Here is an 18,668-nt window from a genome sequence, read left to right on the forward strand (position 1 = left end):
CGATCAGATCCTCACGCCCTGGGCGGTGCCCCAGCGCGCGCGCCATCCCGCCTTCACCACGACGAGCCCGGCGAGTGCCACCAGCGCCAGCGCGGCGAAGACGAGGAACCCGGGGGCGAAGCTGCCGGTCCACTGCTTGGCGAGGCCGAGCGAGGAGGCGAGGTAGAAGCCCCCCACTCCGCCGGCCATGCCGACGAGGCCGGTCATCACGCCGATCTCGGCGGCGAAGCGCTGCGGCACCAGTTGGAACACCGATCCGTTGCCTACCCCCAGCGCGAGCATGGCGATGACGAACAGCGCGAGTGCGGCGGGCATCGTCGTGACGCTGGCCACCCCGGCCAGCGCGACGGCGGCAACCACGAACACCGCCATCAGCGTCTTCACGCCGCCGACCTTATCGGCCAGCGCGCCGCCCATCGGCCGCACCAGCGACCCGGCGAACACGCAGGCGGCGGTGGCATAGCCGGCATGGATCGTCGACAGGCCGAACCGGTCGGTGAAATAGATCGGCAGGCTGGCGGCCAATCCGACGAACCCGCCGAAGGTGACGGCATAGAAGCCCATCAGCCACCACGCATCGCCCTGCTTCAGCGGGGACAGATATTCCCCCAGCCGCTTGGGCGCAGGCGCGTTCGGCGGGTCCTTGGCCATCGCCATATAGGCGACGAACACAAGGCTGAGCGGAATGCAGGCGAGGCCCAGCACCGCGTTCCAGCCGAACAGCTTGGCGAGGCCAGGCGCGAACAGCGCGGCGAGCACCGTGCCCGAATTGCCCATGCCGGCCAGCCCCATCGCCTTGCCCTGATGTTCGGGCGGATACCAGCGGCTGGCGAGCGGCAGCGCGATGGCGAAGCTCGCCCCGGCGAAGCCCAGCACCACGCCCAGCGCCAGCGTGCCGGCGAAGCTGGTGACGCCGAGCATCCATGCGGTGGCAAGGCCGGCGATGACGATGATCTGGCTGATCGCGCCCGAGCGCTTCGGCCCGATCCGGTCGACCAGCAGCCCGTTGACGACGCGCAACAGCGCGCCGGCCAGCGTCGGCACCGCGACCATCAGCCCCTTCTGCGCCGGGGTCAGCCCCAGCGTCGTGGCGATTTCAGGTGCCAACGGTCCGAGCAGCACCCACACCATGAACGCGAAGTCGAAATAGAGAAATGCCGCGATCAGCGTCGGCGTATGCCCGCTGTTCCAGAAGCTGTCGGGCGTGTCCTTCGCCCCGTTCCATGCCGTCGCCATGCCCTGCGCTCCCCCATGAGCCCGAAAATGAAAAAGCCGCCAGAACGACGACCCATCTCGGGCGCGTTCTGGCGGCTTCGTTGCCTCTGTTCGGATACCGGACGCCTCGCGTCCGGTGTTCCGTCAGCGGGAACCCCCCCGGCATTGGAGAGGCATGTCGCTGCTATGTCGTGTCCGACGCCATTGCCGGAACCCCATCAAGCTGCCTGATTCGCGAGTTCCGCACAAGCCCCTTTTCGCAAGTGCAACATTCGGATGATGCGGAGGAGTTGGTCGAACCGCATTCGCCGCGAGGCGGATCAGATCAGGGCAACGACGCGAGATAGCCCGGAATATCGTCGGGATCGAACGCGCGCCCGTCGAAGAATCCGTCGGGGCCGAGCACAAGCCGCCCCTGAGTCGATCCCGCGCCGATCGCCTGGCCCAGCGCCCCTTCCAGCTTCGAGCTGGCCCCCGGCAGCGGCGCACCCGATCCGGCAAGCGCCGCGCGATAGAGGTCGGGGCGGAACGTCCCCACCGCGACCGCCGCGTCGGCCGGATCATGGCCGCGCCCGTCCCAGCGCGCCATCTGGGCATAGAGCCATGCCGCCTGGCTGCGCCACGGGAAGTTCGCCGCCTCGCGATACTGGAACATGAAGTCGGGATAATGGACCGGCACTCCACCGGCGACGAGGCGGATGCGATCGGTGATCGCGCGTAGGACCGCATCGACCGGCGCATCGAGATAGCACGCGCGGGCGAGGATCGCGGCGCTCGCCTCCGCCGTGCCCGGCTCGACGAAATGCGCGGCGGCGGCGTGGAGCGCGCGGACCAGCCGCAGCGTGGCATCGTGGCGTTCGGCGGCGACCCCGGCGCGCATCGCCAGCACCTTTTCGACGCCGCGCCGCCAGATCTGCGCGGTCGCCAGTGCGATCCGCCCGACGCCGCGATCGACCGCGATCGAATTCCACGGCTCGCCGACGCAGATGCCGTCGACTTCCCCCGCCGCCAGCGCGTCGGCGGCGAAGGTCGGGCTGGTGACGACGATCTCGACGTCATGATCGGGGCGGATGCCGACGCCGGCCAGCCAGTAGCGCAGCATGTAATTGTGGCTCGAATGGCGATGGACCACGCCGAAGCGCAACCGCCGGGTCCGCGTGACCTCGCGCAGCGCCGCGCCCACCGCGCGCGGATCGCCGAGCGTATCGCCAAGGCCACATGCCTGCCCAAGCGCGGTTGAAAAGGTGATCGCATTGCCGTTCAGCCCCAGCACGAACGGCACCGCCAGCGGCGTCGCCGGCCGGTCGCGGCCAAGACTGGTCGCGATGGCGAGCGGCGCGACCATGTGCGCGGCATCGGTATGGCCATACAGCAGCCGGTCGCGCACCGTCGCCCAAGTGACATCGCGCACGAGGTCCAGCGCCAGCCCCTGTTCCTCGGCGAAGCCCAGTTCGTGCGCGAGGATCGGCAACGCGGCATCGACCAGCGGCAGGAAGCCGATGCGAAAGGCTTCGGTGCTCATGGCAAATCCCCCATCAGCGCGTCGCTGGTCACGATCGCCTCCGCCACTTCGGCGATCCGCCGGTTCGATTGCATCGCATGGCCGCGCAGCAGCGCATAGGCGGCCGGCTCGGCGATGCCGCGCCGACGCATCAGGATCGCCTTGGCCCGGTCGATCGTGTGGCGATCGGCCAGCGCGGTTTTCGCCTCGGCCAGTTCGGCCTGCAACCGCGAGAACGCCTGGAACCGGCGGATCGCGACGTCGAGCACCGGCTTGATCCGCTGCTTGGCGAGGCCATCGACGACATAGGCCGACACCCCCGCATCGACCGCCGCCAGCGCGCTTTCGGCATCCGACTGGTCGACGAACATCGCGATCGGCCGGTCGAGCGCGCGCGACATGGCGAAGAAATCCTCCAGCAGATCGCGGCTGGGATTTTCGAGGTTGATGAGCACCACCTGCGGCGCGCACGCCTCGATCTGGCGGGCGAGCGGTCCTGCGGGATCGATCACGACCTGATCGTCCAGCCCGGCTTCACGCAGCCCCTCGGCGATGATCGCCGCGCGCGTGGTGCTGGTATCGATGATCGCGATCCTCATGATCCACGTCGAATATCGTTCCGCACGCGGTTCAGCCAGCCGGTTTCGGCGGGGGATGGCGATGGGTCGGGAAAAGCGCTGGATGCCCCGTGAGGATTCGAACCTCAATTAACGGAGTCAGAGTCCGTAGTCTTACCTTTAGACGACAGGGCAGCGTCACAGCGAGGGCGGTCCGATAGGCTGCCCATTTTGCGGTGTCAACGCAAAATCAACGCGGTTCGTCGCACCGCCTTGTCGTTCGCGGGGCGTTCCGCTACGTTCCTTGCCAACCACCGAGCGGCCGGATGCCGTGACGGACAGACCATAAAGCGAGTGACGGCATGGGGGATGTTTCCGCCCGGTTGCCGCACCGGGGAGCGCCCGACGCCCCCCGACAGGCAACTTCTTCGCCAGCGCGGCCACGCTGGCCGGGTGCGCGTCATTATGCCGCGCTCGATCTTGGCACCAACAACTGCCGTCTGCTGATCGCGCGGCCGCAGGGGGATGGCTTCGCGGTCGTCGACGCCTTCTCGCGGATCGTCCGGCTGGGCGAGGGGCTGGCGGCGACCGGCCGCCTGTCCGACGTGGCGATGGACCGCACCGTCGCCGCGCTGAGGATTTGCGCCGAAAAGCTCAAGCGCCGCGAGGTGACGCTCGCCCGCTCGGTCGCGACCGAGGCCTGCCGTCGCGCCAGCAACGGCGCGGCGTTCGTCCGGCGGGTGTTCGACGAGACCGGCATCCACCTCGACATCATCACCGCCGAGGAGGAAGCGCGGCTTGCCGTGCTCGGCTGCCATGCGCTGTTGGAGCCGGGCGACGGCCCGGCGCTGGTGTTCGACATCGGCGGCGGATCGACCGAACTGGTGCTGCTCGACGCCACGGGGCCGGTGCCGCGCGTGCTCGACTGGCATTCGGCGCCATGGGGCGTGGTGTCGCTGACCGAAAGTCTGGGCAGCGGCAAATCCGCGCCGATGACCTCCGGCGCCTATGACCGGATGCGCTCGTGCGTCGCGGAGAGTTTCGCGCCGTTCGCCAAGCGGCTGCCGCCTGCCGACGGCCCGCGCCGGCTGCTCGGCACCAGCGGCACGGTGACGACGCTCGCCAGCGTGCATCTGGGGCTGCCGACCTATGACCGATCGCAGGTCGACGGGCTGATCGTGCCGGCGCAGTCGATGCTGGCGGTCAGCCGGCAACTGGCCGGCATGACGCTGGCCGAGCGGGGGCAGGTGCCGTGCATCGGCACCGAACGCGCCGATCTGGTGGTGGCGGGCTGTGCGATTCTCGAATCGATTCTGGCGTTATGGCCCGCCGAGCGGCTAGGGATCGCCGACCGTGGGATTCGCGAAGGAATCCTGCGTCGTTTGATGGCAGGAACCCGATGACCCGCGGACTCCCCCCCGGCCGCCAGCGCGTGCGCACCGCCCGCGCCCGCTCGGCCCAATCGACCCGCTGGCTCGAACGCCAGTTGAACGATCCGTATGTGAAGAAGGCGCGTGCCGAAGGCTATCGCAGCCGCGCGGCGTACAAGCTGATCGAGCTGGACGAACGCTTCAAGCTGCTGCGCGGCGTGAAGCGGGTGGTCGATCTCGGCATCGCACCGGGCGGCTGGACGCAGGTGGTACGCAAGAACCGGCCCGAGGCGACGGTGGTCGGCATCGACCTGTTGCCGGTCGACCCGATCGACGGCGTGACCATTTTGCAGATGGACTTTCTGTCGGATCACGCGCCCGAGCGATTGCGCGAGGAACTGGGCGGCGAGGCGGACCTCGTCCTGTCCGACATGGCGGCGAACACGGTCGGCCATCCGCAGACCGATCACCTGCGCACCATGGCGCTGGTCGAGGCGGCAGTGATGTTCGCCTGCGAGATATTGCGCCCCGGCGGCGATTTCGTGGCGAAAGTGCTGGCGGGCGGCGCGGACAACGAACTGGTCGCCGAACTGAAGCGCAATTTTCAGACGGTGAAGCACGCCAAGCCGCCGGCAAGCCGCAAGGATTCGTCCGAATGGTATGTGATCGCCAGCAACTTCAAGGGGCGGCGCGACGCACCGCCCCCCGAGCCGGTTACGGAATGATCCGCTCGGCGCGCAGCCGGTCGAACAGCGCGAAAAAGGCGGCGTCGGTCGCGCGGTAGCTGGTAAAGCCCATCCGACGGCTTTTCGACATGTCGGTCACGACCTCGATCGGGCGGCCGAGATCGGCGTCGGTGTGCCATGGCGAGGCCAGCCGATGCAGATCGGGTTCGATCAGGCCGTTCGCCTGCGCGATCGCCGCCCAGCGCGGGGCGGCATCGGCCATCTGCGCTTCGAGCGGACGGAGCGTGCCGTCGAACGGTGCTGCCTCGACGCCGAACCATTCGGCGATGCGGCCCCACATCCATTGCCAACGAAAGACGTCACCGTTGACGACGTTGAACGCCTGATCGTGCGCCGCCGGGGTTTCGGTCGCCCAGAGCAGATGGTCGGCAAGCTGCCCGGCGTCGGTCATGTCGGTCAGCCCGTTCCACTGCGCCGCCGATCCGGGGAAGACCATCGGTTGCCCCGCCTCGCGGCACAGCGTCGCATAGATCGCCAGCGTGGTGCCCATGTTCATCGCATTGCCGACCGCCTTGCCGATCACGGTATGCGGCCGGTGGACGCTCCAGGTGAAGCCGTCGCGCGCGGCGGCGGCGAACAGCTCGTCCTCCTGCGCATAATAGAAATTGGCGACGTCGAGCCGCCCCTGTTCCTCGCGGAACGGCGTCTGCGGCAGATGGCCGTGCCCGTACGCCTCGAACGGTCCCAGATAATGTTTCAGGCCGGTGACGAGCGCGACATGGCGCGGCTTGTCGGGTTTGGGCAGGGCATCGAGCAGGTTGCGCACCATCGCTCCGTTGACGCGGATATTCTCTGCCTCGCTGTCCTGCCGCGCCCAGGTGGTGATGAACACCGCGTCAGGGCGAAGGTCGCGCAGCGCCTGTGCCGTGCCCGCCGCGTCCTGCAGGTCCGCCACGACCGGCTGCATCCCGTCCTGCGCGCCCGGCCGGCGGGCGAGGCCATGGACGCTCCAGCCCTTGTCGGCGAGCAGCGCCGCCGTTGCGCCGCCGACGATCCCGCTCGCGCCCACTACCAATGCCGTCCTGCCCGTCATTCGCCGTTCCTTTTAATTGTGATGCCTAGAAGCTAGGCAGCGACGCCACGATGTTGAAGACGGCACCGGGTCCGACCCCAGGCACCGAAAGGTATCCAGCCATGCACGCCGGAAGCGACGAAAACGAATGGCGTGAGGATTGCGCGCCGCGCCGAGTATTGTCGCTGTTCGCGACCAAATGGACCAGCATGGTGCTGCACACGCTGCATGCCCGCCATGGTGGCGCGGCGCGGACCGGGGTATTACTGCGCAGCCTGCCGGGCATTTCCAAGAAGATGCTGACGCAGACGCTGCGCGAGATGGAGGCGATCGGCCTGATCGCGCGCGAGGTCCAGGCGGTGATGCCGCCCGCCGTCGAATATCGCCTGACGCCGCTGGGTCTGCGCTTCGTCGAGCCGGTCACGCTGCTCTATGACTGGGGACGGCGCAACGGCGACGCGCTCGACGCACTGGGTAGCCGACCGGGTGCGCGGCGGCCGTAGAAACGCGAAAGGGCGGCCCCGAAGGACCGCCCTTTCGTTTCGTGCGGGATCGTGCCGGCGTCAGCCGTCGTAGTCGCCGCCGACATTCTGGTTGCGCGGCGGCGCGGCAGCGGTGAGGCGCAGCGCCTCTGCCGATGCGGCCAGCGAACCCAGTTCGTCGGGCGCTTCCTCGTCGTCGATCTGCACCTTCTGCATCGAACCGATCACCGATTCGCGCAGATGGTCCGGGGTGACATTCTCTTCGGCGATCTCACGCAGGGCGACGACCGGGTTCTTGTCGCGGTCGCGATCGAGCGTGAGTTCGGCACCGCCCGAAATCTGGCGGGCGCGCTGTGCGGCCAGCAGGACCAGATCGAACCGGTTGGGGATCTTGTCGACGCAATCCTCGACGGTGACGCGCGCCATGAAACGCCTTCCTTGTAAAACGGAGGGTATCGGAAAGCACCGCCCCTACGGGCGCATGTCCGAAAAGTCAATGAAACTGATCGGCCGCCCGCACCGTTACCCGATCGTATCGTTCCTTCGGAGTCGTCATGCCCCCTGCCCCGCACCCCGTCTTCACCGTTGCGGGCAACCGGTTGACACTGCTGACCGAAGGGCCGGAGCGGATGACCGCGCTGCTGGCGCTGATCGACGGTGCGAAGCGGTCGCTGCGCATCCTGTTCTATATCTGGGAACAGGACCGGGCGGGGACGCGGGTACGCGATGCGCTGGTCGCGGCGGCGGGGCGCGGCGTGCGGGTGTCGCTGATCGTCGACGGGCTGGGCGCGGAAGCGGCGGCCAATCGCGGCTTTTTCGATTCGCTGCGCGCGGCGGGCGGCGAGGTATGCGTCTTCGTGCCGCGGCTGGGCCGGCGCTATCTGTTGCGCAACCACCAGAAGCTGGCGCTGGCCGACGAGGCCCGGGTCATCGTCGGCGGGTTCAACATCGAGGATGCCTATTTCGGGACCGAGGCCGATCAGGCGTGGCGCGACATCGGCCTGCTGGTCGACGGCCCCGCCGCCGGGCGACTGGCGGGCTATTTCGATGCGCTCAAGGCATGGATCCAGCTTCCCGGCGCGCCGCTTCGCAAATTGTCGCGGATGCTGAACCAGTGGAGCGAGCATGACGGCCCGATCCGCTGGCTATTGGGGGGGCCGTCGAGGCGGCTGTCGCCATGGGCGCGGACCGTCAAGCATGAGATCCGACGCGGGCAGCGGATCGACATCATCGCCGCCTATTTCGCGCCCGGACCGCTGATGATGCGCCGGCTGGACCGCGCGGCCGAACGAACCCGGCTGCGCATCGTCGTACCGGCAAAGACCGACCATGCCATCGCCATCCTCGCGGCGCGCTTCACCTATCGCAACCTCCTGCGCCACGGCATCGAACTCTATGAATATCGCCCGACCAAGCTGCACAGCAAATTGTTCATCGCCGACGATGCGGTGCATATCGGATCGGCCAATTTCGACGTGCGGTCGATGTTCCTCAACATGGAACTGATGCTGCGCGTCGAGGACGCCGCCTTCGCCGCGCACCTGCGCGCCTATATGGACGGCGAGGTCGCGCGCAGCGAACGGGTGACGCGCGAACTCCACCGCTCGCGCTCGGGCTGGTGGGCGCGGGTCAAACAGGCCGGGGCGTATTTCATCATGTCGGTGCTCGATCCGCAGGTCACGGTACGCCTCAACCGCGACTGAGTGTTGCGTGGCACTTTCAAGCGGCTACACCCGGTCCGATTGAAAGGGACGGGCATGATCGTCGGAATAGACCTTGGCACCACCAACAGCGCCTGCGCGATCTGGCAGGGCGGCACGTCGGTAATGGTGCCAAACGCACTGGGCGAGTTCCTGACCCCCTCGGCGGTCAGCATCGGCGACGACGGGGCGGTACTGGTCGGCCGGCCGGCGCGTGACCGGATGGCGACGCATCCCGACCGGACCGTCACCAGTTTCAAGCGCCGCATCGGCACGCGCGAGACCGTCACCCTCGCCGGCAAGGCGTTCGATGCCGAGGCGCTGTCCTCGCTGGTCCTCGCCAGCCTGAAACGCGATGCGGAAGCGTTCACCGGCGAGGCCGTGACCGGCGCTATCGTCACCGTTCCCGCCTATTTCAACGATCGCCAGCGCAAGGCAACGAGGCGGGCGGGCGACCTCGCCGGGCTGACCATCCACCGGCTCATCAACGAGCCGACCGCCGCCGCGCTCGCCTTCGGCATCGCCGACCGCGCCGACCGCGAACCGTTCCTCGTGTTCGATCTGGGTGGCGGCACGTTCGACGTGTCGATCGTCGAGATGTTCGACGACATCATCGAGGTCCGTGCCTCGGCCGGCGACAACCGGTTGGGCGGCGACGACTTCAACGACTGCCTGATCGATCTCGCCCGCCCGCGGCTCGACCCCGAGGGGGTGCTGGGCAAGCTGCCGCCCGACAAGGCCGCCGCGCTGCTCGCCCAGGCCGCCGAACGCGCGCGCCGGGCACTGAGCGACGGCGACACCGCCGAGCTGACCGTCACCACCGGCGACGCGACCCTGACCGCGCACGTCACCTCGGCCCAGTTCGAGGAGCATGCGAAGGGGCTGATCCAGCGCATCCGCGAACCCGTCCTGCGCTCGCTGCGCGACAGCGGCATCGCCGCCGATACGTTGTCGGAGGTCGTACTGGTCGGCGGGGCGACGCGGATGCCGATCGTGCGCCGCGCCGTCACCCGCATGTTCGGGCGGTTTCCGGCGATGACGGTCCATCCCGACCATGCGGTGGCGCTGGGCGCGGCGGTGCAGGCGGGGCTGACGGCGAAGGATGCCGCGCTCGACGAGATTCGGCTGACCGATGTCTGCCCGTTCACGCTGGGCGTCGACACCAGCGAGCCGGACGGACGCGGCGGGCACCGCACCGGGCTGTTCGCGCCGATCATCGAGCGCAATTCGGTGGTGCCGATCAGCCGGTCGTCGACCTTCTCGACCGTCGCCGACAACCAGCGGCAGGTGGTGTTCGGCGTGTATCAGGGCGAGGCGCGCGAGGTCTCGGCCAACGTTAAACTGGGCGAGGTGAAGGTGCCGGTGCCGCCCAAACCCGCCGGCATGGTCGCGATCGATTGCCGCTTCAGCTACGACAGTTCGGGACTGCTCGAAATCGACGTGACCGTGGCCGAGACGGGGCAGAGCCGCAATCTGGTGATCGTCGACGACGAGGACGCCCCCGACCCGGCCGAGTTGGAGAAACGCCGCAAGGCGCTGGCGGCGCTGAAGGTCCATCCGCGCGACGATGCGGTGAACGCCGCGCTGCTGGCGCGGGCAAGGCGGGCCTATGAATCCTTCCTCGGCGACCGGCGGACGGCGATCGGCCAGATGCTCGGCCAGTTCGAAACCGCGCTGGAGACGCAGGACGCGCGGGTGATCGCCGAGGCGCAGGCGGCGTTCACCCAGGTCCTCGACCAGATCGAGGGCGAGCGCTTCCTGTGAGCCGCGGCATCTGGCGGACGCTCGGAATCGAGCCGACGACCGATCGCAGCGTCATCCGCCGCGCCTATGCCGCCCGGTTGCGGGCGATGGATGTCGACGCCGATCCCGCCGGCTTCGCCCGGCTGCGCGACGCGCGTGATGCGGCATTGGCGGGGATGGTCGATCCGGTGGCGATGCTGCCCGATCCCGACGACGATTCCGATGACGACAAGGTCGTTGCCGATGGGTTTTTCACCCCGGAACCCGAACCCTTGCCGCAAGCGAGGGTCGACCCGGTCGAAGCCGAGCGCGACGCCGCGATCGACCATCATTTCCGCGCGCTCGAAGCGCTGCTGTTCCCCGGCCACGACGATCCGTCGACGGCGGAGGAAGCGGCGGCGATCGCCCATCACGGCGATGCGCTGCTGGCCGACCCCCGGCTCGAACGGATCGACTTCGCGGTGGGGGCGGAGCGCTGGTTCGCCGAGCATCTCGCCATCGCGATTCCCCGCTCCGATCCGTTGCTCGAACGGGCCGCCGCCGTGTTCGGGTGGGTCGAGCGACGTGACGATCATACGCTGTCGTATCATGCGCGGCAGATCGTCGACCGGATCGGCGCGATCCGCTTTGCCACGCTGGTCGGCGATCCGGGCCACCGGCTGCATGGTGCGTGGGTCGAGTTGGTCCGTTCCGACGATGGGCCGCATCGCTGGGGTACGACCGGCGGGCGGGTGCGCGAACTGTTGCTGGTCGTCCGCCAACGCTATCCCGATGCCGAGCAATGGATGAACCCGGTTCGCGTCGCCAAGTGGGACAGGCCGGCGTCGGACAATCCGCGAATCGGCTTCTATATCTGGCTGGTCCTCATCATCATCGTTGCCGCCGTGCGGGTGCTGAGCGGCCCGTCCGACGATCCCCGCGAGCAGACGCCCGTTGTCATCCCCACCCTTTCCTCGGATGCGAACCTGCTGGCGCAGCATATGACCGGCAAGGGCATCGCAGCGTTGCGGCAGGAGCATCCCGAACTGGCCGAGGCGATCCGCACGACGACCGCGCCGCTTCCCGGAAACGTCGATCCGGCGGTGGCCGATCGTGCGGTCGACACGCTGTACCAGCAGCGGTTGCTCGCCGGTCTCGCCAAGGCACCCGACGACCTGTTGCGCGACGTCGCCGCGTTCGAGCTGGACGCGATGCGCCTGCTGGCGCCGACCGTTCCGGCGCAATGCCGGCGGTTCGTGGTATCGAGCGATCCGGGTCTGCTGAATCAGCGCCTGCGCGAACGGCAACAGCGGCTGGTCCACCGCATCATCCTCGAATCCGACGATCGGAACGCCGGTGATGGTTCCTACCGCTTTACGCTCCCATCCTCGATCGCGACGACGATCCGCACGCGGACCGGGCTTTCCGCCGATCAGGTGAAGAATGCGCTGTCCGACAAGGGCAAGGACGCCGACGTTTGCGCGGTCAACATCGCGCTGCGCGAGGCGGCATTGCGCGATAGCGAAAACGGCATGCGCCTGCTGCGCGACATGCGACCGTCCGGCGGCGAAACCTGATCTGGGGATCACCCCCGGTCATTGCCGGGGGGAATTGGTGCGGTCGAGAAGACTCGAACTTCCACGGCCTTTCGGCCACAACGACCTCAACGTTGCGCGTCTACCAGTTCCGCCACGACCGCACAGTCACCTTCGGGGAAGCCCCGTTGGCTGGTAGGAGGGTGCCCCTAGCAGCGGTTTTTTCTCGGCGCAAATGCTTTTATCGCCCGCGCCCCGCCGCCCGCGCGATGGCGATCGCCTCGGCGGCGGTCATCACTTCGCCAAGGCCACTGCCCGACAGGGCGGCACGTTCAGCATCGCGCACCCGCTCGACCGCGCGGGCAAGGCGGGCTGCATCCCAGCGGCGCAGCGCGTCGCGCGTCGTCGCCTGTTCCTTGAAGAAGACGCGGTGTCGCTCCAGCACCTGATCGACCGGCTGGCCGTCGTCGATGTCGGCGCGCATCTCGGCCAGCGACAGCAGCCGCCGGGCAACCGCGCGCAGCAGCGGGATCGCACCGCCGCCGGGCGGTTCGGGCAGCGCCGCCGCAGCGGCATTGCCCGCGATCATCGCCGCGACGACGTTGTTCGCCTCGGCATCGGCGATCGACGCGCCGATCGCATCGAACACCTCGGCATCGGCATCGCGCGGCCGGTCGGGCGCGGCGTCGAGGTACAGCGCCAGCTTCTCGATCTCGCTGGCCAGCACCGCACGGTCGCCCATCGTCACCACCGCCAGCCGTTCGGGCACGTCGCCGAGCAGCCGCACCCCCTGTTCGCGCGCCAACCCGACCGCCAGCTTCGCCGCCTGCGCCGCATCGGGCACGTAGCAGGCGACCGCGACCGCGTTGAGCGAGGCGGTGACGAGCTTGACCAGTTTCGACGTCGCCTTGGCGGTGGGCGCGATCGCCGCGACCGGATTGCCGGCCGATGCGGCACCCAGCAGCAGCGTCACCGCCTCAACCGATTCCTCGCCCATGCCGGTCACGCGGATATGGCGCTTGTCACCGAACAACGACATCGACGCCGCTTCGTCGGCAAGCAATCCGGGCCGGGCTTTCAGCATCGCCCCGTCCATGTCGACGCGCTCGGCCCCCTCGCCCACGCCCTTGGCCAGCCGCGCGGCCAGCGCCATCGCGCCGGCCGTGTCGGGGCCATGGAACAGGTAGAGGCGAAGGTCGGGGCCGGGCCGGTCGAGCTTGGCGCCCACCTGCTCGGGTTTCAGCTTCACGGGCGCTGGCGCTCGGTGCCGAGCGCGATGCGGGTGACGATCTGATCGGCGACGATCACCGACAGCCGTTCGAGCGCGGTGCGTTCGGCGGCGATCGTGGCATATTCCGAGGTGACGACGTCGATGCCCGCGTCCGATCCGGCGGTGGCGTCGAGCGTCACCGCGCCGTTCGACAGGTCGATCAACTGATAGCGCGCGCGCAGCGTCCGCCGCTCGCGCGTGATCGAATCGTCGCGCCGCACGCCCAGCCCGGTGATGTCATCGTCGAGCCGGATTTCGAGCCGGTAGCGCGCCGGTCCCTCCGCGCGCAGCCGGTCGCGCAGCGCATTGGCGACCAGCCAGCCGTTCTGCCCGGCGATCGGCGCGACCTCGACGCCCGACAGCGTCTGGCGCACCACGCCCGCCTCGCCCCCACCATACAGCGGCCGCAAGCCACAGCCGCCGAGCAGCAGGGTAAGGGCGAGCGCGGAGGCAGCGATGCGGATCATGCGACGATGTTCACCAGACGGTCGGGGACGACGATGATCTTGCGCGGTGTCTTGCCGTCCAATGCGCGGACGATCTTCTCGCTCGCCAGCGCGGCGGCTTCGGCCACGTCCTTCGCCGCACCCTTGGGCAGCGTGATCGTGTCGCGCAGCTTGCCGTTCACCTGTACCGCGATCGTCGATTCGCTGTCGACCAGCATCGCCGGATCGACCACCGGCCACGCCGCATCGGCGATCAGCCCGGCACGGCCCAGTTGCGACCATGCCTCTTCCGCCAGATGCGGGATCATCGGGCTGACGAGCAGCAGCAGCGCGTCGAGATCGGCGTCGGACACCGCATCCGCCTTCTCCGCCTCGCCGAGCAGGGTGTAGAGCTTGGCCACCGCCTTGTTGAACTGGAGCGCCTCAATATCGGCGGCGACGCCAGCGACGGTGCGATGTACCGCGCGGGTCAGCGCCTGCGGGCTGGTGCCGCCGGGGGTATAGGCCGCGACCAGCTTCCAGACGCGCTTGACGAAGCGTTCGGCGCCTTCGATGCCCGCCTCGCTCCACGGCAGGTCGCGTTCGGGCGGGCTGTCGGACAGCATGAACCAGCGCGCGGCGTCGGCACCGTAGCGATCGAGAATCGGTTCGGGATCGACCGTGTTCTTCTTCGACTTCGACATCTTCTCGATGCGGCCGACGGTGATGGCGTCACCGGTCGCGGCTTCGATGCCGTCGGTCACTTCGGCGGGGGCAAGCCAGCGGCCATCCGCCGACTTGTACGTTTCGTGCGTGACCATGCCTTGGGTGAACAGCCCGGCGAACGGCTCCTTCAGGTCGATAAGCCCGACATGGTTCAGCGCGCGGGTCCAGAAGCGGGCATAGAGCAGGTGCAGGATCGCATGCTCGACCCCGCCGATATATTGCCCGACCGGCAGCCAGCTTTCGGCGACCGCGCGGTCGAACGGCTTGTCGTCGGGCTGGCTGGCGAAACGGATGAAATACCATGACGAATCGACGAAGGTGTCGAGCGTATCGGTCTCGCGCTGCGCCGGGGCACCACAGGCCGGGCAGTCGACATGCTTCCATGTCGGATGCCGGTCTAGCGGGTTGCCGGGAATGTCGAACGACACGTCCTCGGGCAGTTTGACGGGCAGTTGCTCGCGCGGGACCGGCACCACGCCGCAGGCGTCGCAATGGACGATCGGGATCGGCGTGCCCCAATAGCGCTGGCGGCTGACGCCCCAGTCGCGCAGGCGCCACACCGTCGTGCCCTTGCCCCAGCCTTCGTTTTCGGCACGGTCGATGACGAAACGCTTGGCGGCGACGACGTCCAGCCCGTCGAGCGGACCCGAGTTCACGAGGCGGCCGGGACCGGTATAGGCCTCGTCGCCGGCGAACACCGGATCGGCAGTCTCGTCGTCCGCCACCACGCGGCGCACGTCGAGGCCGTATTTGCGCGCGAAGTCGAGGTCACGCTGGTCGTGCGCGGGCACGCCCATCACCGCGCCGGTGCCATAGTCCATCAGCACGAAGTTCGCGATATAGACCGGCAGCGTCGCCGCCGGGTCGAGCGGGTGCCGCATCCGGTGGCCGGTGTCGAAGCCCAGCTTCTCGGCGGTGTCCAGTTCGGCGGCGGTGGTGCCGCCCTGCTTGCACAGCTCGATGAACGCGGCGGCGTCCGCGTTACCCTCGGCCAGCGAGCGCGCGACCGGATGATCGGCGGCGATCGCGACGAAGCTCGCCCCGAAGATCGTGTCGGGGCGCGTCGAATAGACTTCGATAGGCTGGTCGAACGGGGCGACCGGCGCGAAGGCGAATTGCAGCCCTTCGGACTTGCCGATCCAGTTTTCCTGCATCAGCCGGACCTTGTCGGGCCACTGGTCGAGCGACCCCAGCCCGGCGAGCAGGTCGTCGGCGAAGTCGGTGATCTTCAGGAACCACTGGCTGAGCTTGCGCTTCTCGACCAGCGCGCCCGAGCGCCAGCCGCGCCCGTCGATCACCTGTTCGTTGGCCAGCACGGTCATGTCGACCGGGTCCCAGTTGACCGCCGATTCCTTGCGATAGACCAGACCGCCGTTCAGCAGTTCAAGGAACAGCGCCTGTTCGTGGCCGTAATATTCCGGGTCGCAGGTCGCGAATTCGCGTGACCAGTCGAACGCGAGGCCCAGCCGCTTCAACTGCGCCTTCATCGCCGCGATATTGGCATAGGTCCATTGGCCCGGATGGACCTTCTTTTCCATCGCCGCATTCTCGGCGGGCATGCCGAAGGCGTCCCAGCCCATCGGGTGCAGCACCTCATGCCCCGTCATTCGCAGGAAGCGCGCAAGCACGTCGCCCATCGTATAGTTGCGGACATGGCCCATGTGGATGCGCCCCGAGGGATAGGGAAACATCTCAAGGACATAGCGCTTCGGCTTGGGCGACGAATCGTCGGCGACGAAGGTGCCGGCCGCGTCCCACGCGGCCTGCCAGCGTGCATCGGCCTCTGTGGGCATGAAACGGGAAGTCATAAGGGTATCGCTCAGCCCGTCACTGCCCCGCGGCGCAGGTCGCGCGCCCGCGTCAGGATGATGTCTTCCAGCTTCTGCACGGTCGCGGCGGCGACCGGTGCCTCGACCCACTGGCCGTTCTGGTTGATCTGGCGCAGCGCCGCGACCCGCAGCGCGTCGGCGCGCAGATCCTGGTCGAGGATCGACACCGTCACCTTGGTGCGCTCGGTCGGGGTCTGCGGATTGACGTACCAGTCGGTCACGATGACGCCACCGTTCGAATCGGTCTGGGTCAGCGGCATGAACGACAGCGTGTCGAGGCTGGCGCGCCACAGATAGCTGTTCACGCCGATCGTCGTCACCTTGGACGCGGCGAGATCGCCCGACACCCGGCCCTTGCCGCCGCTGCACGCGGCCACGGGCAGGGCGATCGTTGCCAGCAACGCGAGAAGCAGCGGGCGGTTCATCGGCGGATTCCTTGACTACAGGCCAATATGGCGGTTCCGCCCGCTTCTATAGGCGGTGACGCTATCGCGGCAAGCGTGATGCGTTTTGCGAGGGATTGATCCAGCGCGGCTGGACCAATGCGGTGCCGGCCCGCTCGGAAACTCGCCCTTTCGCGAGTTTCCGAACAACACCCCACATCAACTCCGACAAATATGTGGGTTCGATGCAACAGGTGGCGGGAAAGCGACTTGCACCAGTGGAATGGCGCAACCGAATCGTGATAGCGCCATTAGCGGGGAGTGAGGAAACCATGACGGGCAGCCGGATAGCGATGAGCGTGGGATTGGGGGCGATGATCGCCGCCGGTCTTGGTGCGTCGCCTGCGCTGTTCGCGCAGGAGCAACGCTCGCCGCGCGTGTTGAAGCGCCTGTCGTCGGAAGCAATGCCGCTGACCGGGATCGGTTCGTTCACGCCCGCGTCGGCCGATCCGCGACTCGTCGCCGCCCTGTCGCGCACCGGCCTCAACGCCACCGGATTTCAGTTCACTCCGTCCGAAGGCGCGGTGATCGGCAATCGCACGGTCAAGGTCGCGGTGCGGTCGCGGACGCTGCGGCCCAACCGCCTGCCCGACCGCGTTGCGGCGGCGGCGCCGATGCCCACGCTCAACCCGCTCGCCTACAATCTCGGCGTTTCGGTCGGCTGGAAGCGATTCGCGGTGTCGGGCGATCTGGCGCGGCTCGATCTCGCCGGACAGCCGGGCAGCCGCGAGCAGATGGGGCTGGGCGTCAGCTATACCGGTCGCAAGCTCGCCGCCCGTGTCGGTGCCAGCAGCGATCGTCCGCTGGCCGACCAGCCCGCGCTGATCGCCGATCCGCAGGGCTATTCGCTCGACATGGGCGGATCGTACAAGCTGACCCGCAACCTCGATGTGACCGCCGGGGTGCGCTATCGTTCGGAGCGTGAGCGGATGCTGCGCGTCGATCCCGATCGCCGCGACAGCCAGGCGGTCTATGTGGGCACCGCCTTCCGCTTCTGATCCGGGCGGCGTCATGCCCGCCCCTCGACAGCCGGTCCGCCATCCGCTCTAGCGGCGGCGATGCTCGATCCCCTTTCCCTGACACTCGCCGCCGGTGCCGGCATGGCCGGCGGCGCGATGAACGCGCTGGCTGGCGGCGGCACCTTTGCCACCATGCCCGCGCTGATCGCGCTCGGCCTGCCCGGATCGGTCGCCAACGCGACCTCGAATGTGGCGTTGCAGCCTGGCGCGATCGCCAGTGCATGGGCCTATCGCAACGGACTGGGGCCACTGGGCGGGCTGCCGATCCGGTTGCTGGCGACGATCACCTTCGTGTCGGGGCTGCTCGGCAGCCTGTTGCTGGTGTGGACGCCGAGCGACCTGTTCGACGTGATCGTGCCGTGGCTGCTGCTGGTCGCGTTCCTTGCCATCGCGCTGGGCCAGCGTGCGGCGGCGTGGCTGCACGACCGGGTGACGATCGGTCCGGCCACGCTGATCGTCGCGCAGGTGCTGCTCGGTGTCTATGGCGGCTATTTCGGGGGTGGGGTCGGCATGATGGTGACGGCGACCTATGGCCTGCTCGCCGGACAGAGCGTGCAGTCGATGGCCGCGCCGCGCACGCTGATGCTGGCGACCGCCAACAGCGCGGCGGCGATCGTGTTCATCGCCACCGGGATCGTCGCATGGGCGCCGTGCATCCCGATGATCCTTGGCGGCATTCTCGGCGGATGGCTCGGCGCGAAGCTGACCGGCCGGCTGACCGCCGGACAAATCCGGGCGTGGACGTTGTTCGTCACCGCGAGTGTCACCGCCGTATTCTTCTGGCGCGCCTATGGCTGAGTTTCAGGACCGATCGACATTTAGCCAGACGGCGGCTCCTGCATCTCCCCTCCCTGACAAGGGAGGGGTTGGGGGTGGGTTGGCCGGTTGTGGAGCGCTTACGTTTCCTCGCGTGCCGACCCACCCCCGGCCCCTCCCTTGTCAGGGAGGGGAGCAGATCGGGACGGCATTTCGTTGAATGTCGACTCCGACTAGGGCCTGTGGGGATTCAACGTGAGTTGATGACGGCTGCGACGAGGTAGATCATGGCCTCGAAGCTGCGATCTGTTTTGCAGGCACGCATGGCGATGCGTTTGAACTCCTTGAGCTTGCAAAAGA

The 18,668-nt window shown here is 68.2% G+C and carries 17 protein-coding genes and 2 tRNA genes; 8 read left to right on the plus strand and 11 right to left on the minus strand.

Annotated elements, in window-relative coordinates:
- Positions 1–3 precede the first annotated feature (3 nt).
- From LRA89_RS06380 to LRA89_RS06395, 4 genes are all read right to left on the minus strand, one after another.
- A complete protein-coding gene (locus tag LRA89_RS06380; RefSeq protein ID WP_230769466.1) occupies positions 4–1,236 on the minus strand; it encodes a nitrate/nitrite transporter in 1,233 nt (410 codons plus the stop codon).
- 304 nt (positions 1,237–1,540) lie between these two features.
- Positions 1,541–2,737, minus strand: coding sequence for a CmpA/NrtA family ABC transporter substrate-binding protein (locus LRA89_RS06385; RefSeq protein WP_230769467.1), 1,197 nt, complete (start codon positions 2,735–2,737; stop codon positions 1,541–1,543).
- Positions 2,734–3,315, minus strand: coding sequence for an ANTAR domain-containing response regulator (locus LRA89_RS06390; protein WP_230769468.1), 582 nt, complete (start codon positions 3,313–3,315; stop codon positions 2,734–2,736). Before LRA89_RS06390 ends, LRA89_RS06385 begins: the two co-directional genes overlap by 4 nt.
- A gap of 79 nt (positions 3,316–3,394) precedes the next feature.
- Positions 3,395–3,468 (minus strand) — tRNA-Gln (locus LRA89_RS06395).
- 167 nt (positions 3,469–3,635) lie between these two features.
- Between LRA89_RS06395 and LRA89_RS06400 the strand changes: the two genes are divergently transcribed.
- Both LRA89_RS06400 and LRA89_RS06405 read left to right on the plus strand, forming a co-directional pair.
- Positions 3,636–4,676, plus strand: a complete 1,041-nt coding sequence (locus LRA89_RS06400) for a Ppx/GppA phosphatase family protein (protein WP_082467079.1) — start codon at positions 3,636–3,638, stop codon at positions 4,674–4,676.
- Entirely contained in the window at positions 4,673–5,368 is a 696-nt protein-coding gene (locus LRA89_RS06405; RefSeq protein ID WP_056495507.1) for an RlmE family RNA methyltransferase, read from the plus strand. The genes LRA89_RS06400 and LRA89_RS06405 overlap by 4 nt, the downstream gene beginning before the upstream one ends.
- Here LRA89_RS06405 and LRA89_RS06410 read toward each other — a convergent pair.
- The gene (locus tag LRA89_RS06410; protein WP_230769469.1) at positions 5,358–6,422 is read right to left on the minus strand and encodes an SDR family oxidoreductase; all 1,065 of its coding nucleotides are present in this window, start codon (positions 6,420–6,422) and stop codon (positions 5,358–5,360) included. The genes LRA89_RS06405 and LRA89_RS06410 overlap by 11 nt on opposite strands.
- 101 nt (positions 6,423–6,523) lie before the next feature.
- On the opposite strand from LRA89_RS06410, the gene LRA89_RS06415 reads away from it, so the two are divergent.
- Positions 6,524–6,904: a winged helix-turn-helix transcriptional regulator gene (locus LRA89_RS06415; protein ID WP_056495501.1), complete on the plus strand. Its 381-nt coding sequence runs from the start codon at positions 6,524–6,526 to the stop codon at positions 6,902–6,904.
- A 60-nt stretch (positions 6,905–6,964) separates the two neighbouring features.
- Here the strand turns inward: LRA89_RS06415 and rpoZ are convergent, their stop codons facing one another.
- A complete protein-coding gene (gene rpoZ, locus LRA89_RS06420; RefSeq protein WP_055761391.1) occupies positions 6,965–7,309 on the minus strand; it encodes a DNA-directed RNA polymerase subunit omega in 345 nt (114 codons plus the stop codon).
- Positions 7,310–7,437: 128 nt separating this feature from the next.
- On the opposite strand from rpoZ, the gene LRA89_RS06425 reads away from it, so the two are divergent.
- From LRA89_RS06425 to LRA89_RS06435, 3 genes are read left to right on the plus strand one after another with little or no spacing between them, the layout of a single operon-like run.
- Positions 7,438–8,586, plus strand: a complete 1,149-nt coding sequence (locus LRA89_RS06425) for a phospholipase D-like domain-containing protein (RefSeq protein ID WP_056495499.1) — start codon at positions 7,438–7,440, stop codon at positions 8,584–8,586.
- 54 nt (positions 8,587–8,640) lie between these two features.
- Entirely contained in the window at positions 8,641–10,347 is a 1,707-nt protein-coding gene (locus LRA89_RS06430) for an Hsp70 family protein (RefSeq protein WP_230769470.1), read from the plus strand.
- Positions 10,344–11,882 (plus strand): hypothetical protein, encoded by a 1,539-nt coding sequence (locus LRA89_RS06435; RefSeq protein ID WP_230769471.1) that lies wholly within the window; start codon positions 10,344–10,346, stop codon positions 11,880–11,882. Before LRA89_RS06430 ends, LRA89_RS06435 begins: the two co-directional genes overlap by 4 nt.
- Before the next feature lie 35 nt (positions 11,883–11,917).
- On the opposite strand, the gene LRA89_RS06440 is transcribed toward LRA89_RS06435, so the two are convergent.
- From LRA89_RS06440 to LRA89_RS06460, 5 genes are all read right to left on the minus strand, one after another.
- Positions 11,918–12,004 (minus strand) — tRNA-Leu (locus LRA89_RS06440).
- A 77-nt stretch (positions 12,005–12,081) separates the two neighbouring features.
- Entirely contained in the window at positions 12,082–13,089 is a 1,008-nt protein-coding gene (gene holA / locus LRA89_RS06445) for a DNA polymerase III subunit delta (RefSeq protein WP_230769472.1), read from the minus strand.
- The gene (gene lptE / locus LRA89_RS06450) at positions 13,086–13,577 is read right to left on the minus strand and encodes an LPS assembly lipoprotein LptE (protein ID WP_055761408.1); all 492 of its coding nucleotides are present in this window, start codon (positions 13,575–13,577) and stop codon (positions 13,086–13,088) included. The genes holA and lptE overlap by 4 nt, the downstream gene beginning before the upstream one ends.
- On the minus strand, positions 13,574–16,069 hold the full coding sequence (gene leuS / locus LRA89_RS06455) for a leucine--tRNA ligase (RefSeq protein WP_230769473.1): 2,496 nt from the start codon (positions 16,067–16,069) through the stop codon (positions 13,574–13,576). Before leuS ends, lptE begins: the two co-directional genes overlap by 4 nt.
- Before the next feature lie 11 nt (positions 16,070–16,080).
- A complete protein-coding gene (locus tag LRA89_RS06460; RefSeq protein WP_055761415.1) occupies positions 16,081–16,515 on the minus strand; it encodes a DUF3576 domain-containing protein in 435 nt (144 codons plus the stop codon).
- Between the two features lie 290 nt (positions 16,516–16,805).
- Here LRA89_RS06460 and LRA89_RS06465 point away from each other — a divergent pair, with 290 nt between their 5' ends.
- Together LRA89_RS06465 and LRA89_RS06470 are read left to right on the plus strand one after the other, a co-directional pair.
- Positions 16,806–17,531, plus strand: a complete 726-nt coding sequence (locus LRA89_RS06465; protein ID WP_200909818.1) for a hypothetical protein — start codon at positions 16,806–16,808, stop codon at positions 17,529–17,531.
- 60 nt (positions 17,532–17,591) lie between these two features.
- Positions 17,592–18,350 carry a TSUP family transporter gene (locus LRA89_RS06470; RefSeq protein WP_230769474.1) on the plus strand — a complete coding sequence of 253 codons (759 nt, stop codon included), beginning with the start codon at positions 17,592–17,594 and terminating at the stop codon, positions 18,348–18,350.
- The last annotated feature ends 318 nt before the right edge of the window (positions 18,351–18,668 follow it).

The organism is Sphingomonas sp. Leaf4, assembly GCF_920939515.1.
Classification (GTDB): domain Bacteria; phylum Pseudomonadota; class Alphaproteobacteria; order Sphingomonadales; family Sphingomonadaceae; genus Sphingomonas.

Excerpts from the sequence above, each read along its gene's own strand:
- LRA89_RS06380 (WP_230769466.1), bottom strand. The coding sequence starts at position 1,236 with ATGGCGACGGCATGGAACGGGGCGAAGGACACGCCCGACAGCTTCTGG.
- LRA89_RS06385 (WP_230769467.1), bottom strand. The coding sequence starts at position 2,737 with ATGAGCACCGAAGCCTTTCGCATCGGCTTCCTGCCGCTGGTCGATGCC.
- LRA89_RS06390 (WP_230769468.1), bottom strand. The coding sequence starts at position 3,315 with ATGAGGATCGCGATCATCGATACCAGCACCACGCGCGCGGCGATCATC.
- LRA89_RS06400 (WP_082467079.1), top strand. The coding sequence starts at position 3,636 with ATGGGGGATGTTTCCGCCCGGTTGCCGCACCGGGGAGCGCCCGACGCC.
- LRA89_RS06405 (WP_056495507.1), top strand. The coding sequence starts at position 4,673 with ATGACCCGCGGACTCCCCCCCGGCCGCCAGCGCGTGCGCACCGCCCGC.
- LRA89_RS06410 (WP_230769469.1), bottom strand. The coding sequence starts at position 6,422 with ATGACGGGCAGGACGGCATTGGTAGTGGGCGCGAGCGGGATCGTCGGC.
- LRA89_RS06415 (WP_056495501.1), top strand. The coding sequence starts at position 6,524 with ATGCACGCCGGAAGCGACGAAAACGAATGGCGTGAGGATTGCGCGCCG.
- rpoZ (WP_055761391.1), bottom strand. The coding sequence starts at position 7,309 with ATGGCGCGCGTCACCGTCGAGGATTGCGTCGACAAGATCCCCAACCGG.
- LRA89_RS06425 (WP_056495499.1), top strand. The coding sequence starts at position 7,438 with ATGCCCCCTGCCCCGCACCCCGTCTTCACCGTTGCGGGCAACCGGTTG.
- LRA89_RS06430 (WP_230769470.1), top strand. The coding sequence starts at position 8,641 with ATGATCGTCGGAATAGACCTTGGCACCACCAACAGCGCCTGCGCGATC.
- lptE (WP_055761408.1), bottom strand. The coding sequence starts at position 13,577 with ATGATCCGCATCGCTGCCTCCGCGCTCGCCCTTACCCTGCTGCTCGGC.
- leuS (WP_230769473.1), bottom strand. The coding sequence starts at position 16,069 with ATGACTTCCCGTTTCATGCCCACAGAGGCCGATGCACGCTGGCAGGCC.
- LRA89_RS06460 (WP_055761415.1), bottom strand. The coding sequence starts at position 16,515 with ATGAACCGCCCGCTGCTTCTCGCGTTGCTGGCAACGATCGCCCTGCCC.
- LRA89_RS06465 (WP_200909818.1), top strand. The coding sequence starts at position 16,806 with ATGACGGGCAGCCGGATAGCGATGAGCGTGGGATTGGGGGCGATGATC.
- LRA89_RS06470 (WP_230769474.1), top strand. The coding sequence starts at position 17,592 with ATGCTCGATCCCCTTTCCCTGACACTCGCCGCCGGTGCCGGCATGGCC.